Origin of the sequence: Sphaerisporangium flaviroseum (genome assembly GCF_039537005.1) — a bacterium.
GTDB lineage: Bacteria > Actinomycetota > Actinomycetes > Streptosporangiales > Streptosporangiaceae > Sphaerisporangium > Sphaerisporangium flaviroseum.
Window position 1 is genome coordinate 236915 of sequence record NZ_BAAAZR010000038.1, and the last position, 15950, is coordinate 252864.

The following is a 15950-nucleotide window of genomic DNA, read 5'->3' on the forward strand; positions in this document are numbered from 1 at the left end:
TGGTTCCCCGGCCGGACCCGGTGCCCCATCACCGAGCCGGCTTAGCCGTGGCCCCAGGGGGGAACGCCGCCCGCCGGCCGCGAACCTCGCGGCAGACCCTCCCCCTCCCGCAGGGGACGGCCACCCCGCGAGGGCGCGGCACTTTAGGGGGCGACGTCCTCTCTGTTAGGGGCTAACCTTCTGTTTACCCTGGTTCATGCCAAGAGCAACCGCCATTGGCAATTGCCATAGGAAAGTGTCGTTGGTGGATACCTTCGGCGATCGACCCCGGCGAATAGTGTTAGCTGTTGACAACGGGAGCTACCTGGGAAAACTCGGGGGCGTGCGGCCATGGTCGCATCGAGAAGAGGTGAGCGTCGATGGCCGGGGCCAATCCGACCCTACGGCGTCGCCAGCTCGCCACCCGTCTCCGAGAGCTCAGGAAGAACGCCGGGCTCAGCATCGAAGAGGCCGCCCAGCGGCTCGAGTGCTCCACGGCCAAGATCAGCCGCATCGAGACGGCCCAGCGGAGCGTCATCCCCCGGGACGTGCGCGATCTGTGCCAGATCTACGGTGTCGATCAATCAGAGGCGGAGGCCCTGATCTCCATGGCCCGGGAGGCGCGCCAGCCGGGCTGGTGGCAGGAGTACGAAGATCTCGATCTCGATCCGTACATCGGCCTTGAGGGCGAGGCGACCGCCATCACGATGTACGAGACGACCACCGTGCCCAGCCTCTTCCAGACCGAGGACTATGCCCGGGAGGTCATCCGCGGGTGCCTGCCGCGTATCAAGCAGGAGGTCCTCGAAGAGCGCGTCGACGCCCGCCTGAAGCGACAGCGGCTTCACCTCCAGGACGATCCGCCCCGCTGCTGTGTGCTCCTGGACGAATCGGTCCTCCACCGGCATGTCGGCGGACCATCAGTGATGCACGCCCAGCTCGAACGTGTGCTGGAGCTGGCCGACCTTCCCCATGTGATCATCCAGGTGATCCCGTTCACGGTCGGGGCGCATATCGGCTTCGACAGCATGTTCATCCTTCTCGAGTTCCCCGACAACATGGTCCCGGACACCGTGTATGTCGAGTCTTTGATGGGCGATTTCTATCTCGAGAAACCTCGCGAGCTGGGCCGCTTCCGCGAGGTCATCACCCATCTCCGCGCCGCGGCCCTGAGTTCCCGCGACTCGGTTTCCCTCATCGACGATCTGCGCAAGAAGTACGTTCCCTAGGCGGTGAGGAGGCCGCCCTCTTCCCGTGTCGTCCCGCCGAACACGTCAAACAACATCGCAAATGGCCATCACACCTGACATTTCAGATTTTCTGGGCATATCGGGCATGCGGCGACAGGAACCGACAGAGGCGGTCGCCAAGTAAAGGCCCGTTGGGGGAACTTCTACCTGATCACGTCCTTGATCATGTTGACATGTCGGCCGTAGCTGCGATAAATGATCACCAGGAGCCCTCGCATACCGACTTGGCCCGCCACGGCCACGTCTCAGCGGGGGCTCACGCCTATTTATCCGGCCCGATCATGTCGGTCGCGCCTGTCCGGAGAACGCCATCTCCTGGAAGGGCACGCTCGGCGAGGGATCCTCAGTGACATCAGGAGAGACGATGACGTCGCACCACCCTTTCGGGTACTCCGGCCTGCAGTGGAAGGCCGCGAGCGGATGTAACAACGGAACCTGTGTGGAGGTCGCCGAGCTTCCGCACGGCGGCGTCGGGATCCGTGACAACAAGGACGGCAACAGCCCCGTCCTCGAATTCAGCCTCGACGAGTTCCGCACCTTCGTCAGCGGCGTCAAGGCCGGCGAATTCGATCTCTGATCCGGGGTTCCGGCTTCACGGCCCGCTTCTCTGACCCGGAAACGAGCCGAAAGATTCATGACGGCGGCCGCCGGTCCGGCGCCACCGTCACCGAAAGACAAACCAGATCTTCCACCTAGAGATCCACGGTCGCGGATGGCGGATGTTACGAGCGTCGGCCCCACCGCAGGAATACCGCTCACCATATGATGCGTGACAGCGAAATCCAGATGAACGCAGCCGAGCAGACGGCGCCGGGCCGCTTCACCGGCGCCGTTTCCGAATTCACCTCCCGTTCACCGGAATTCCACACCCGCCATGGCCTGGCATAACACATTCATTCGTGCTATTTCTGGCATTCCTATTACCTGGGCACCGGCGATGCCCGTCCGGTTGACGAGGCTTCTTACCCGAATGGCTTGCCTATAGCCAGGAAGCGTGCCGTATCGCCGGAGTGACAGAGAGATGCTCGTTCGCATCTGAGGTGGCTGACCACCCCAATCGTCACATCACTCGCTCCGACGCCTGGAACACCAGCGTGACACGGCCGTTTTTCCGGGCGGCGATCATCTATAATTTCGCCGAGCACAATGCCTGTGCCGAAATACGGTGGAAGTTTCCTGGGAGGGAGGCGTATGACAGGCGGACCTGCGTTCCAGGGGGTGACGTGGTACGCGGCTTGCAACAACGGCAGTTGTGTCGAGGTTGCGTACGAGGAGGGTTGGGTCGGCGTGCGGGACGGCAAGGACGACGGCAGCCCGATCCTCGTCTACTCCGGTGACGAGTGGAAGTCCTTCATCGACGCCGCCAAAGAGGGGCGGTTCGACTTCGACCGGCTCGCGGCCGACAGGCGCTGATCCCCAGCGCGAGCGGCTGGAACCCTGCTGCCTTGGCTGGGTTTGCGGGGGAACATAGGGGTAGCCCGAGACCTTTCACCCCCTACGCACGCATCCCCCGGAGGACGCACAGATGGGCGGATTCAAGAAGTTTCTGCTCCGCGGCAATCTCGTCGAACTCGCCGTCGCCGTAGTGATCGGCGCCACCTTCAGCGGCCTGATCCAGGCTCTGGTGGCCGATCTGATCACCCCGCTGATCGGCGCCATCACCGGTGGCAGGCAGCCCGACTTCGGGAAGTACAGCTTCACCGTCAACGGCTCCGAGTTCAAGTACGGCGACTTCATCAACCACCTGCTGACCTTCCTCATCATCGCCGCGGTGGTCTACTGGCTGGTCGTCATGCCGATGACGCGGCTGGTGAGCATCTTCGACCGGAACCAGAAGAGCACCGAGAAGGAGTGCCCGGAGTGCAAGAGCGACATCCCGCTCGACGCCCGCCGCTGCGCTTTCTGCACCGCGGAGCTCACCGCGGTGCCGGCCAACGACCGCCCGCCCGCCTGAGCCGGATCACCGGCTGAGAGCCCGAAGACCCACCCACGGCACCGGCGGCGGCCCCGACCGGTGCCGTCTCCCTTGAATGGGCCGGAACACCATGGGGCTATGAGCCGGAACACCATGGGGCTATGAGGCGGAACACTATGGGGCTATGAGGGGTGTACCCATCACCCTCATAGCTCCGGTGCCTCCTCGGCGGCCGGCGTCCCCGCCGGATGGGCCCCGGTCTCCCGGACAAGCCGACCCCCGCCGCAAACGACCCGGCCCCCCGGATGCGGACCGACCCCGCCGCAATCGCCCAGCCCCCCGGATGCGGACCAACCCCGCCGCAAACAGCCCAGCCCCCCGGATGCGGACCGACCCGCCGCAAACGGCCCGGACCCCGGGATGCGGCCCCCCCGGATGGGCCCGGTCTCCCGGATGCGGACCGACCCCCCGGATGGGCCCGGCCCCCAGATGCGGACCGACCCCGCCGGATGGGCCCGGTCTCCCGATAGGGGCCGCCCGTCGGATACGCCCGGTCCGCAGCGCGGGCCGTACCCCGGGCGTGTCCCGTCGGAATAGTCGCTGTTCAACCGGGGTTGTTTGGTTTGTGAGTGATCTCATCCGTGGTACCGCCCGTGGCGAATCCGTCGTCCCGCTGTCCATCCTTGACCTGGCCACCGTAGGCGCCGGCGACACGCCCGCCGATGCCCTGCGGACGACCACCGAGCTGGCACGGCGCGCCGAGGGCTGGGGGTACCACCGGTTCTGGGTGGCGGAACACCACGGGATGCCGAGCGTCGCCAGTTCCTCCCCGGCCGTGATCCTCGCCCACCTCGGAGCGAGCACGCGGCGCATCCGGCTGGGCTCCGGCGGGGTCATGCTGCCGAACCACGCCCCGATCGTCATCGCCGAGCAGTTCGGCACCCTGCACGCCCTGCACCCAGGACGCATCGACCTCGGCCTCGGCCGCGCGCCCGGCACCGACCAGGCGACCGCCCGGGCACTGCGCCGCATGGCCACTCCGGACGCCGACGACTTCCCGCAGCAACTGGCCGAACTCACCGCCTTCCTCGACGACGACTTCCCTGCCGGCCACCCGTACGAGCGCATCCATGCCGTGCCCGGCGAGGCGAGCGCTCCCGGCTCGGGGCGCCCTCCGATCTGGCTGCTCGGCTCCAGCGGCTTCAGCGCCCAGCTCGCGGGCCTGCTCGGGCTGCCGTTCGCCTTCGCCCATCACTTCAGCGCGGCCAACACGATTCCGGCCCTCGACATCTACCGCTCGGCGTTCCAGCCTTCCGACGTGCTGGACAAGCCCTACGCGATGATCGGCGTCAGCGCGGTGGCCGCGGACACCCCCGGCGAGGCCCTCCGCACGGCGCGCACCGCCGCGCTCGGCATGCTCTGGCTGCGGCGCGGCCGGCCCGCTCCGCTTCCCACGCCCGAAGAGGCCGAGTCGTATCCCTACAGCCCGGCCGAGCAGCAGTTCGTCGAGGACTGGCTGTCGAACGTCGTCCACGGTGACCCGGTGACCGTACGCGCGGGCCTGGAGGCGCTGCGCGAGCGCACGGGCGCGGACGAGCTCATGATCACCACGGGGGTCTACGGTGCCGAGGCGCGGCTCCGCTCGTTCGAGCTGATCGCCGGCGCCTACGACATGACCGGCGACCCAGTCGGCGAATCGCCTACACGCTCATCAATCACCACAAACATCCCTTAAGTTAAACAGGCTGGGCATATCGCCCACGCCTGGCTGACCGCAACCCCGGGCCGCACGAGCCCTGCCGGTAACATCCCGGTAACACGCGCCTGCCGCCGCGGCCGGCCGCTCCGCTCGTCTGACAGGGCTGAGCAGGTCGGCCGCCGCGTGCCACTCCCGTCCACCGCGATGCACCGTGGCCCAGTTCCCCCGATTCCACCAGGAATCTCTGACTGGGACCTTTCTTCGCATGGAATATGTCCGTAACATCGCCTCCAGATCGCGTGGAACATTTATCGGAAACATCTGTTGACACGCAAGAAACACTGTTATTGTAATGGGAGCGCTCCCACGCCTTCGCGATTTGCCTTGAAAGCGGAGGAAGCCGGATGGCTGACCAGCCCACGCTTGCCCAAGTAGCAGCCGAAGCAGGGGTCTCCCCCGCCACGGCCTCACGAGTGCTCACCGGCTCCGTCCGCGTGAGCACCTCAACCCGCCGTCAGGTCCATGACGCCATGTCACGTCTTGGCTACGTACGGCATCGCGCGCCCCGTGGCACTTCCGCACGGCGGTCCGACCAGCTCGTCGCCGCGGTGATCTGCGAGCACACGCAGCGCATGTTCTCCGAGCCCTTCTACACGCGCCTGCTGTCCGCGGCGGACGAGGTTTTCACCAGTTACGGGGTGCCGTTCGTCGTGATGACCGCCACACCGGCGACCTCGACGATCGCCGCACCGCCTCTGGTGACGGGATCCTTCGACGGCGTCCTGCTCGCGGGCGCCAGAGAGCGACATCCCCTGGCGGTCACCCTGGCCGCCTCGGGGATCGCCGTGCGCAGCGCCGGGCGCCCGCCCGACGGCATCGACCTGCCCTTCGTCGATATGGACAACCTCGATGGAGCGCGCCAGGCGGCGGAGCACCTGCTGCTGACCAACCGCCGGGCGATCACGGTCATCGCGGGACCGCCCACGCTGCCCGGCGCCCGAGATCGCCTGGACGGCTTCCTCCGGACACTGCACGCGGCCGGGATGCACGACGTCCCGGTGGCGTACGGCGACTTCACCCATGCTTCGGGTGCGCACGCCATGCAGTGGCTGCTGCAGCGGTCGCCGCACCTCGACTCGGTCTTCGCCGCCTCCGACCCGATGGCCGCCGGGGCCATGCAGGCCCTGCGGCGCGCGGGGCGGCGGGTGCCGGACGACGTGGCCGTGATCGGGTTCGACGACGCCCCGCTCGCCAGGCACACCTCCCCCACGCTGACCACGGTGCGCCAGCCGGTGGAGGAGATGGCGGTGCTCGCCGCGAGGATGCTGCTCATGTCCATCACCTCAGAAGACGACGTCCCCCACGGCAACCCGATTCTTCCCACGGAGCTGGTAGTTCGTGAATCAACTTGATTCGGGGGGCATGCAGGAAGGCGATGTGCTCACGCGCCGGTACCGGCTCGTGGAGCAGATCGCAACGGGGGGGATGTCCGCGATCTGGCGCGCGTTCGACCAGTCGCTCCATCGGACCGTCGCGATCAAGGTCCTGGACGGGTGCGTCGGCGGCGACCACGGCGGTCGCGATCTGATCCGGAGGGAGGCACGGGCCACCGCCCGGCTGATCCATCCGGACGCGATCGAGGTGTACGACTACGGCGAGACCGTCACGGCCCGTGGCAGGCTCGCCGCTTACGTCGTGATGCGCCTGCTCGACGGCCGGCCGCTCTCCGAGCGGATCGCCGAGGGCCCCCTGCCCTGGCGAGAGGCCGCGATCATCGGAACCAGGGTGGCGCTGGTGCTCGCGGCGGCGCACCAGCGGGGCATCGTCCACCGTGACGTCACGGCCGAGAACGTCCTGCTCACCCCCGAGGGCGCGAAGCTGCTCGACTTCGGGATAGCGGTATTCGTCGGCGAGCAGGTGGACCAGCGGCTGGCCGAGTTCGGCACCCCGCCGTACGTGGCGCCGGAGCGGCTGGCCGGCGCCAGCGTCCACCCCGCCGTCGACGTGTACGGCCTGGGCGTGCTGATCTTCGAGATGCTCACCGGCGCTCCCCCTTATCCCGAGACCACCTGGGAGGCGGTGGAGGACGCCCAACGTACCGGGCCGCCCCCGGCCCCGGACGGGGTGCCGGGACTGCCGCGGGAGATGGCCGAGCTGTGCAGGAGCTGCCTGGCCCAGGACCCCGGGCAGCGGCCCAGCGCCCAGCACGTCGCCGAGACCCTCACCGCGGCCCTCAGCGCGTCGGCCACCTCGGGCAACGAGACCGCCCTGTGGATGCGTCGCTTGCGGCTGGCCTCCATCGCCGCCGCCGCACTGGCCACCTGGACCGTCGCCCTGCTGTGGATACAGCCCGACCTGCCGCCGCCGGTGGCGTCGGTCATCACCACGCGGACCTCCGCGGACCCCACGGCCCCGGCGAACGGTCACGACCGGCGGTCCGGCGCGCTGGCCGAGCCGATCTCCGGCGAGGACGGGACCGCCAAGCCGGACCGATCCCCCTCCACAGTCCCCTCCCTGTCGCGATCGCCCTCACCCGCCCCGACACTGCGGGCCACCTCACCTCCGCCACCAGGCGCCGGGCGGGAGCCCACGTCCGGCACGCGGCCGACTCCCACGCTCACCCAGGCGGTAGGCCGCTTCGACGCCACCTTGGAGGCCGGAGAGACCGCCGGAGCCATTCGCGCCGACGTCGCCCTCGATCTGCGGCAGGTGGTGCACAACCTTCTGCAGTCAATGGAGGATCCCCGCGACGGCCTGAAGAGCGCGCAGAGGAAGCTCGACGACCGGGCCCGGGAGGGGAGCCTGTCCCCCAGCGTCCGTGACGAGCTGGTGCAGGGCCTCCTCCTGATCGGGGCCGCGCTCGGGAAGGCCGCCTGAGGCGCCGGGCCGCCCCGAGGAGACGCACGCCGTGAACGGCCGCCGGGCGCAGGCCCGGCGGCCGTTCACTTTCGCGTGTGAAGCGCCGGTGAATCCCGGCGCCCAGGAAGCCGCTTTCAGGAATTCAATTCCGTACGGGAAACCCCTATTCATAAATCGGGGTCGCGCGCCCGAATTCATGCTCTTGACTGAGCCGTCTTGACTCTGATCTTTCCATCCGGGCATGGTGGACCCGCTCACCGTGAATCCCGCCGCATTCATCCCGCTCCGCCACCGGACCCGTTGAATCAGGCCGTCCCGGGGTGCCCGGGGCCTCGCACGCCGTTCCACGAAAGGCTCGTGGCGCCTTCCACGCCGCCCGCCTCGGCCCAGATCGGTGGGAGCGCTCCCAGCTTTGAGAAATTTCTCCACGCCCACAAGGGCGCCGTATATGAGGACACCGGGGCCCATCCGGCAAGCGAGCGCTTGACCGCGTGAAATCCCCAGGCAACCGGCCCGGCCCCTCGCTGCCCGCCGTGAAAATTACAACCGCCTTCACCGCCACGGCCGCCCGGCGTGAAAGTTACATGCCCCCGCGCAGGTCATCACGGGAACGGCTTCACTCGCGTTTGACGTGCCGGAAAAGCGCGCCGAAGCATGACGAGCGCGGCCGGGCCGTGCAGCGGGCCCGGCCGTACCGGTCGCCGAACATCCCGGCCGTATCCCCTGCGACCAGCGGGCCCCGCGGAAGTGCCGTCGCGCCTCGCCTCATCAATGAAGGGCACCCGATGAAATCTCCATGGATCGGCGGGAGGTGGCAGGCCGCGCTCACCGCGGTCGCCGTCACCGTCACCACCACCGCGCTGGCGGTCACGCTCGGCTCGGCTCCCGCCCAGGCGGCGGGCGGGACCGGCGTCGGGTACCTCCACACCAGCGGAAACAAGATCGTGGACAGCACCGGTGCCACGGTTCGGCTAACCGGAATCAACTGGTTTGGGATGGAAACCGATAACAAGACCTTCCACGGCCTGTGGTCGAGCAACCCCTGGAGGAGCCAGCTCGACCTCATGGCGAGCCTCGGCTACAACACCCTGCGGGTACCGTTCTCCGACGACGCCGTCAAGCCCGGCGCGGTCGCGACCAGCGTGAACACCTACACCAACCCCGATCTCGCCGGGCTCTCCCCGATGCAGATCCTCGACAAGGTCGTGGACTACGCCGGGACCAAGGGGATGCGCGTCATCCTCGACCGGCACCGGCCCACCTCGGCCGGCCAGACCGCGCTCTGGTACACCGCGGCGGTTCCCGAGAGCACGTGGATCAACGACTGGAAGAACCTCGCGCAGCACTACGCGGGCAACACCACCGTCATCGGCGCCGACCTGCACAACGAGCCGCACGCCGACGGCACCGAGCCCAACAGCACCGGCGCGTGCTGGGGCTGCGGCGACACCGCCCGCGACTGGCGCCTCGCCGCGGAGCGCGCCGGGAACGCGATCCTCGGGGTGCAGCCCAACTGGCTGATCTTCGTCGAGGGCGTGAGCTGCCCCAGCGGCGGCAACGCCAACGCCTGGGACAACATCCCCGACGAGCCCTGCGGCTGGTGGGGCGGCAACCTGTCCAAGGCCAGGGACTTCCCGGTGCGGCTGAACGTGGCGAACCGGCTGGTCTATTCGCCCCACGAGTACGCCACCTCGGTCTACCGCCAGTCGTGGTTCGACGACCCGACCTACCCGGCGAACATGCCCGCCATCTGGGACAGGTTCTGGGGCTACCTCCACAAGGAGAACATCGCCCCCATCATGATGGGCGAGTTCGGCACCACGCTGGCCGGCAACACCGACAAGATCTGGCTCCAGGAGCTGATGAAGTACACCGGCACCGGCGTCAACGGCATGTCCTTCACCTACTGGTCGTGGAACCCGAACTCCGGTGACACCGGCGGCATCGTGAAGGACGACTGGACGACCGTCGACCAGGCCAAGCAGAGCATCCTGCAGCCCTACCTCATCCCGCCGGTGGGCGGCGGAGGCAGCGGCACCCCGACGCCCACCCCCACCCCGACCTCCGCCACCTGCGGGACGACCTACGCCGTGACCAACTCCTGGTCGGGCGGGTTCCAGGCCGAGCTCACCGTCAAGAACAACGGCACGGCGAGCTGGAAGAACTGGTCGGTGAGCTGGTCCATGCCGTCCGGCGTCTCCCTCGGCAGCGGCTGGAACGCCACGCTCACCCAGAGCGGCAGCACCTTCACCGCCAAGGCCCCGAGCCACGCCACCACCCTCGCTCCCGGCCAGTCGGTCGTCGTGGGCTTCACCGCCAACGGGCCCTCCTACCCCCGGCCCGTCCGGAGTCACCTGCACGTAGCCGCACGATCACGACGTCCACCGGCCCGCGTTCCCGAGGCCCCTCACGTCCGGGACATCCGCGTTCGCGGGCCGGAGAAATGCGAAGGCGGGCGCATCGCGTCCGCCTTCGCCATGTGGGCCTCGGCGCGCCGGCCGACACGAATTCGGTGATCGCCGCCCGTACCGCATTTAACGTTCTTCCGGTATCAGAGCCTTTTATTACGCCGAAGCGGCACACAGAACACGACGGATGGCATGAACACGGGAGAACCCGTGGCCGCGGTCCGATTCATCCCGGGCGGGACGGGCTCATGTCCCCCAAGCGGCCGGCCTTTTGCGGCGACGAGTGACATTTCCTTCATATGCGCTGATGAGCGCGGATTTAAATCTTCCGCATGTCGCACGATGAAAGCGCTGCCACGCGTCAGTACGGTGGGATCTCAAGGCGCATCATCATCATCAATGCGTTTTCACATAGCAATACTAAAAGCAAAGGAACGCTTTATGAAATATGCCAGCCGGCCTCGCGTCGGGCCGCGACATTTCGTTCGCTCCTTGCTGGCGGCGGCTCTGACGACGACGGTCGCGATGTGGGTCGTCGCGGCGGCGCCCGATTCGGCGACGGCGGCGGCCGCGCCCTCGGTGAACCTCGGCGCGGCCTCCTCCTTCGCGGTTCTGTCCGGGGGCGCCATCACCAACGTCGGCGGCACCACCGTCAACGGAGACCTTGGGGTCAGCCCGGCCCTCGCGGTGGTCGGCACGCCACCCACCGTGAACGGAGCCATCCACATCGGTGACCCCGCCGCGGCAGCGGCGCAGACGGGCCTGGCGCTCGCCTACGACGACGTCACGAGCAGGCCTCTGACCAGCACGATCGCTCCCGCGCTGGCCGGGCAGACGCTGACACCCGGTGTCTACAACACCGCCGCGCCGGGTCTGTTCACGCTCACCGGCGGGACTCTGACGCTGGACGCCCAGGGGGACCCCAACTCGGTCTTCATCATCAGGGGCGCGGGCCTCACCACCGCGTCCACCGGCGCTATCTCACTCATCAACGGCGCATCACCCTGCCGGGTGTTCTTCGCGATGAGCACGGCGGCCGTGACCCTGGGGACGGGCTCCACCTTCCGTGGCAACCTCCTGGTGGAGCCCACGGTCGCGGGCGTGGTCGCCTTGGGCTTCAACGTCACGGTGAACGGCCGGGTGCTCGTCGGCCGCCCCAGCGCCCTGTTCCTCTCCTCGGACACCATCACGTTGCCCCCGGGCTGCACCCCGCCGACCACCGGCAGGACGACCACGACGACGGTGACCACGTCGTGCTCCACCAACGGGCCCGGAGGCGGTCCGCTGACCCTGACCGCGACGGTGCGGTCCTCGGGCAAGACCGTCCCGACCGGCCCGGTCGTGTTCACCGCCGACGGCGTCAGCCTGGGCGCCGTCCAGCTCGACTCGAACGGCCGCGCCACGCTCTCGCCGACTCTCACCGAGGGGATCCGCCGGATCGTCGCCAGCTTCCCTGGCACGGACCCGCTGAATCCCAGCGCCTCGTCCGAGTTCCTCCTGCGGGTCGGCCCGAACGGCAGCTGCCCGCCGTCGAAGGACGACGAATGCGAGGAGTCTGACGACAACAAGGAGGAGGAGGGGGAGCAGCAGCAGCAGTTCGACGCCAAGAACCGTGACAAGAAGCAGCTGGCCAGGAAGCATCGCATGGACCGGGAACACTACGACAAGAAGGGTCGCCTGGTGACGGTGCAGACGCTGCGCACGCTGCACGGCGTGTTCCACGAGGGTGGAGGCGGCGGCCACCACAGCGAGCACCACTCGGGCTCCAGGCACCACGCGGGGCACCACAAGGCCTACCACGGGGGTCACAAGAAGCAGCACGGCCACCAGGCCAAGCCACAAAAGCAGTACAAGCAGTACCACCCGGCTCCGCGTCCGCGCGTCGCCGTCACCGGCTGAGGTAACGACCGGAAAGCTCGCGGGGCCCGTCCGATCTGATCGGACGGGCCCCAAGCGATTCGGGTGACGTGCGGACCTAGGAGCGAGCGGTGCCGTTCCCCCAGGCCGGCTCCCCTGAGTGCCGCTCGAACGGGGACCTCCATCCAGGGGGCCACTCCTCCGAGGCCGCCCCCGCGGAGAGCTCCTCCCCTGTGGCGGTCCGCCCCGGAGCCTCGTCTCCCGCGGTCGTTTCCGTCGCCGCGGTGTCCTCCGCCGCCGCGCCCCCGGCGGCGATCGGGTCGGCGACCCCCTGCCGACGGTCGAACTCCTCCTCAAGCTCGCGTGTGCGTGACGCGAAGTCGTCGAGGGCATCCTCGGAACCGCGCAGCAGCGTCTCGGTCCATGACTCCTCGAGCTCTCTCAGCTCGTCGCGCAGATCTCGCACGCTCAGGTTTCTCGGATCGACTCTGTTCATGGTTCCACCATGTACCCGATAGGCCGAAACCGTCACCTCCAGACAAAGCGGTATATCTCACACTCGCTGCGCCGTCCCGTGACGGAGAGACGGAACCGTTGATCGTCACGACTCGCCGATGACCTGGAACCCGGCGTGATCGATCAATGCGTCGGCGGCATCCCGGGACTTTCTCGATCATGGATCGTGAACCTGAAACTTTCAGAACCCGGCCGGACCGCCGCATAAGCCCGCCGTAAGAACGAGCAGGCTGGCGACGATGCCCGCGCCCAGGACTTGAAATCTGCCGGACATGTCATTGACATCTTTGCCTTACTCACCAGAATCCGATGTGGGAGCGCTCCCATTCCACAACACCTTCCCCACCCGGTACGAGACCGACGCTGCGCCACCTTCTGTACCATCCATCGCTTTTATCACTTTGGAGTACGTCCAGAATGTCAACATCATCGTTAGGAGCGGGAGCGCTCCCACGTTCACGGATGAAACGTGGCGTGTGGGTCGCGCTCACCAGCCTGGCGGCCGGCCTCTTCACCGTCCTGGCCTCCGTACCGGCTTCCGCGGCCGTCGCCTGCACGGTCGACTATACGACCAACGACTGGGGCAGCGGCTTCACCGGAAACGTGAAGATAACCAACAGCGGTGACGCCTGGACCAGCTGGAACCTGGGGTTCACCTTCCCCGGAAACCAGAGGATCAGCCAGGGCTGGAGCGCCAACTGGACCCAGAGTGGTACCAGCGTGACCGCCACCAACCTGAACTGGAACGGCTCCCTGAGCAACGGCCAGTCGACGAACATCGGCTTCAACGCCACCTACAGCGGGACCAACGCCAAGCCGGCGTCGTTCACCGTCAACGGCGTCACCTGTAACGGCGGGAGCACCCCGGGCAACCAGGCGCCGACCGTCAGCCTGACCTCGCCGACCGCCGGGCAGACGTTCACCGCGCCCGCCACGGTCAACCTCGCCGCGACCGCCGCCGACGCGGACGGCACGGTCGCCAAGGTGGACTTCTACAACGGGACCACCCTGCTCGGCACCGACACCACCGCGCCGTACACCTACAGCTGGACCGGCGTCGCGGCGGGCAGCTACTCGCTCACCGCAAGGGCGACCGACAACGCCGGCGCCGCCACCACGTCGACCCCGGTGGGCATCACCGTCTCGGGGACCACCACGTCCACCATCGTGGTGAGCCCGGCGACGCTGGTCGTACCCGAGGGCGGCACCGCGTCGTACACGGTGAGGCTGTCACGGGCACCCACGGCCAACGTCACCGTGGCGACCGCCAAGGCCACCGGCGGCGACGCCAACCTCACGGTGCAGACAGGCGCGTCGCTGACGTTCACCCCGGCCAACTGGAACACCGCGCAGAACGTCGTCATCGCGGCGGCCGAGGACACCGACACCACGGCGGGCACCGCGACGTTCAACTCGACCGCCAGCGGCTGGACCAGCGGCTCACTGACCGCCACCGAGGCGGACAACGACGGCACCGGCGGCAACAACGAGTACATCAACCGCTTCACCACGATGTACAACAAGCTGCACGACCCGGCCAACGGCTACTACTCGCCCGAGGGCGTGCCGTACCACTCCGTCGAGACCCTGATGGTCGAGGCCCCGGACCACGGCCACGAGACCACGTCCGAGGCGTTCAGCTACATGTTGTGGCTGGAGGCGGTGTACGGGCAGGTCACCGGCACGTGGACCAGGTTCAACGAGGCCTGGGCGACCATGGAGAGGTACATCATCCCCGCCACGGCCGACCAGCCGACCAACGCGTCCTACAACCCCAGCAAGCCGGCCACCTACGCCGGCGAGTGGGACGACATCAGGCAATACCCCTCCCGGCTCGACTCGAACGTCTCGGTCGGCGTCGACCCGATCGCCGGTGAGCTGCAGAGCGCCTACGGCACCCGTGACATCTACGGCATGCACTGGCTGCTGGACGTGGACAACACCTACGGCTACGGGCGCTGCGGCGACGGCACCACCAAGCCCGCCTACATCAACACCTACCAGCGCGGGCCGGAGGAATCGGTCTTCGAGACCGTGCCCCAGCCGTCCTGTGACACGTTCGCGTTCGGTGGCCCCAACGGCTACCTGGACCTGTTCACCGGCGACAGCTCCTACGCCAGGCAGTGGAAGTACACCAACGCCCCCGACGCCGACGCGCGCGCCGTCCAGGCCGCCTACTGGGCGCACACCTGGGCCACCGCGCAGGGCAAGGCGTCGCAGATCTCTGCCACGGTCGCCAAGGCCGCGAAGATGGGTGACTACCTCCGCTACTCGATGTACGACAAGTACTTCAAGAAGCAGGGCTGCACCAGCACCTCCTGCGCCGCGGGAACCGGCAAGGACAGCTCTGCCTACCTGATGTCCTGGTACTACGCCTGGGGCGGCGCGTACGACACCTCCGCCGGCTGGGCATGGCGCATCGGGGCCAGCCACAACCACTCCGGTTACCAGAACCCGCTCGCGGCCTGGGCACTGTCCAACGTGGACGCCCTGAAGCCCAAGGGCGCGACCGCCGTCGCCGACTGGAGCACCAGCCTTACCCGGCAGCTCGAGTTCTACCGGTGGCTGCAGTCGTCCGAAGGTGCCATCGCCGGTGGCGCGACCAACAGCTGGCAGGGCCACTACGCGACCCCGCCCGCGGGAACGCCGACCTTCTACGGCATGGCCTACGACTGGCAGCCGGTCTACCACGACCCGCCGTCGAACCAGTGGTTCGGTTTCCAGGCGTGGTCGATGGAGCGGGTGGCCGAGTACTACTACGCCACCGGCAACGCCAGCGCCAAGGCCATCCTCGACAAGTGGGTCGCCTGGGCCAGCGCGAACACGACGGTCAGCGCCAGCGGCGCGATCCGGATGCCCTCGACGCTGCGCTGGACCGGCCAGCCCGACACCTGGAACGCGTCCAACCCGGGCTCGAACGCGGGTCTGCACGTCACGATCGCCGACTACACCAACGACGTCGGCGTCGCAGGCGCCTACGCCAAGGTCCTCATGTACTACGCCGCCAAGGCCGGCAACACGGCGGCACGGGACCTGGCGAAGTCGATCCTGGACGGCATCTGGGCCAACAACCAGGACGCCAGGGGCGTCTCGGTCCCGGAGACCAAGGCCGACTACAACCGGCTCGACGACCCGATCTACATCCCGGCCGGCTGGACCGGCGAGATGCCGAACGGTGACGCGATCAACTCCAACTCGACCTTCATCTCCATCCGGTCCTTCTACAGGAACGACCCGGACTGGCCGAAGGTCCAGGCCTACCTGAACGGCACGGGCCCGGCCCCGACGTTCAACTACCACCGTTACTGGGCGCAGGTCGACGTCGCCGTCGCCCTCGCCGAGTACGGCCGGCTGTTCCCCTGATCCAACCGACCCGGGTGCGGTGGTGCCTGACACACCACCGCACCCCCTGAAGGGCGGAGTGCGGTGGTGCCTGACACGTCACCGCACCCTCTCGAAGGGCGGGG

12 protein-coding genes are annotated in these 15950 nt (G+C 68.0%); 11 read left to right on the forward strand and 1 reads right to left on the reverse strand.

From position 1 onward, the window contains the following. Positions 1-359 precede the first annotated feature (359 nt). The 10 genes from ABD810_RS33125 to ABD810_RS33170 all read left to right on the forward strand — a co-directional run bounded on the left by ABD810_RS33125 (position 360) and on the right by ABD810_RS33170 (position 12009). Positions 360-1208 carry a helix-turn-helix domain-containing protein gene (locus ABD810_RS33125; protein WP_344949906.1) on the forward strand — a complete coding sequence of 283 codons (849 nt, stop codon included), beginning with the start codon at positions 360-362 and terminating at the stop codon, positions 1206-1208. A 385-nt stretch (positions 1209-1593) separates the two neighbouring features. Next, positions 1594-1806, forward strand: coding sequence for a DUF397 domain-containing protein (locus tag ABD810_RS33130; protein WP_344949909.1), 213 nt, complete (start codon positions 1594-1596; stop codon positions 1804-1806). Between the two features lie 185 nt (positions 1807-1991). Beyond that, complete coding sequence (locus tag ABD810_RS33135; protein WP_344949911.1) at positions 1992-2117, forward strand: hypothetical protein; 126 nt, start codon at positions 1992-1994, stop codon at positions 2115-2117. Positions 2118-2420: 303 nt separating this feature from the next. Further along, complete coding sequence (locus tag ABD810_RS33140) at positions 2421-2642, forward strand: DUF397 domain-containing protein (protein ID WP_344949914.1); 222 nt, start codon at positions 2421-2423, stop codon at positions 2640-2642. Between the two features lie 112 nt (positions 2643-2754). Continuing rightward, positions 2755-3183, forward strand: coding sequence for a large conductance mechanosensitive channel protein MscL (gene mscL / locus ABD810_RS33145; protein WP_344949917.1), 429 nt, complete (start codon positions 2755-2757; stop codon positions 3181-3183). 586 nt (positions 3184-3769) lie between these two features. After that, complete coding sequence (locus ABD810_RS33150; RefSeq protein WP_344949920.1) at positions 3770-4879, forward strand: LLM class flavin-dependent oxidoreductase; 1110 nt, start codon at positions 3770-3772, stop codon at positions 4877-4879. A gap of 368 nt (positions 4880-5247) precedes the next feature. Beyond that, positions 5248-6255 carry a LacI family DNA-binding transcriptional regulator gene (locus ABD810_RS33155; protein WP_344949923.1) on the forward strand — a complete coding sequence of 336 codons (1008 nt, stop codon included), beginning with the start codon at positions 5248-5250 and terminating at the stop codon, positions 6253-6255. Continuing rightward, positions 6242-7720: a serine/threonine-protein kinase gene (locus tag ABD810_RS33160; protein ID WP_344949925.1), complete on the forward strand. Its 1479-nt coding sequence runs from the start codon at positions 6242-6244 to the stop codon at positions 7718-7720. The genes ABD810_RS33155 and ABD810_RS33160 overlap by 14 nt, the downstream gene beginning before the upstream one ends. A gap of 767 nt (positions 7721-8487) precedes the next feature. After that, positions 8488-10218: a cellulase family glycosylhydrolase gene (locus ABD810_RS33165; RefSeq protein WP_344949928.1), complete on the forward strand. Its 1731-nt coding sequence runs from the start codon at positions 8488-8490 to the stop codon at positions 10216-10218. Between the two features lie 333 nt (positions 10219-10551). After that, positions 10552-12009: an ice-binding family protein gene (locus ABD810_RS33170; RefSeq protein WP_344949931.1), complete on the forward strand. Its 1458-nt coding sequence runs from the start codon at positions 10552-10554 to the stop codon at positions 12007-12009. 76 nt (positions 12010-12085) lie between these two features. Here the strand turns inward: ABD810_RS33170 and ABD810_RS33175 are convergent, their stop codons facing one another. Continuing rightward, on the reverse strand, positions 12086-12463 hold the full coding sequence (locus ABD810_RS33175; RefSeq protein ID WP_344949934.1) for a DUF6158 family protein: 378 nt from the start codon (positions 12461-12463) through the stop codon (positions 12086-12088). Positions 12464-12945: 482 nt separating this feature from the next. Between ABD810_RS33175 and ABD810_RS33180 the strand changes: the two genes are divergently transcribed. Beyond that, a complete protein-coding gene (locus ABD810_RS33180; protein WP_344949937.1) occupies positions 12946-15846 on the forward strand; it encodes a glycoside hydrolase family 48 protein in 2901 nt (966 codons plus the stop codon). The last annotated feature ends 104 nt before the right edge of the window (positions 15847-15950 follow it).

What these genes read in the sequence shown, in the direction of transcription:
- ABD810_RS33125 (WP_344949906.1), top strand. Translation starts at nt 360, where the DNA reads ATGGCCGGGGCCAATCCGACCCTACGGCGTCGCCAGCTCGCCACCCGT.
- ABD810_RS33130 (WP_344949909.1), top strand. Translation starts at nt 1,594, where the DNA reads ATGACGTCGCACCACCCTTTCGGGTACTCCGGCCTGCAGTGGAAGGCC.
- ABD810_RS33135 (WP_344949911.1), top strand. Translation starts at nt 1,992, where the DNA reads ATGATGCGTGACAGCGAAATCCAGATGAACGCAGCCGAGCAGACGGCG.
- ABD810_RS33140 (WP_344949914.1), top strand. Translation starts at nt 2,421, where the DNA reads ATGACAGGCGGACCTGCGTTCCAGGGGGTGACGTGGTACGCGGCTTGC.
- mscL (WP_344949917.1), top strand. Translation starts at nt 2,755, where the DNA reads ATGGGCGGATTCAAGAAGTTTCTGCTCCGCGGCAATCTCGTCGAACTC.
- ABD810_RS33155 (WP_344949923.1), top strand. Translation starts at nt 5,248, where the DNA reads ATGGCTGACCAGCCCACGCTTGCCCAAGTAGCAGCCGAAGCAGGGGTC.
- ABD810_RS33165 (WP_344949928.1), top strand. Translation starts at nt 8,488, where the DNA reads ATGAAATCTCCATGGATCGGCGGGAGGTGGCAGGCCGCGCTCACCGCG.
- ABD810_RS33170 (WP_344949931.1), top strand. Translation starts at nt 10,552, where the DNA reads ATGAAATATGCCAGCCGGCCTCGCGTCGGGCCGCGACATTTCGTTCGC.
- ABD810_RS33175 (WP_344949934.1), bottom strand. Translation starts at nt 12,463, where the DNA reads ATGAACAGAGTCGATCCGAGAAACCTGAGCGTGCGAGATCTGCGCGAC.
- ABD810_RS33180 (WP_344949937.1), top strand. Translation starts at nt 12,946, where the DNA reads ATGAAACGTGGCGTGTGGGTCGCGCTCACCAGCCTGGCGGCCGGCCTC.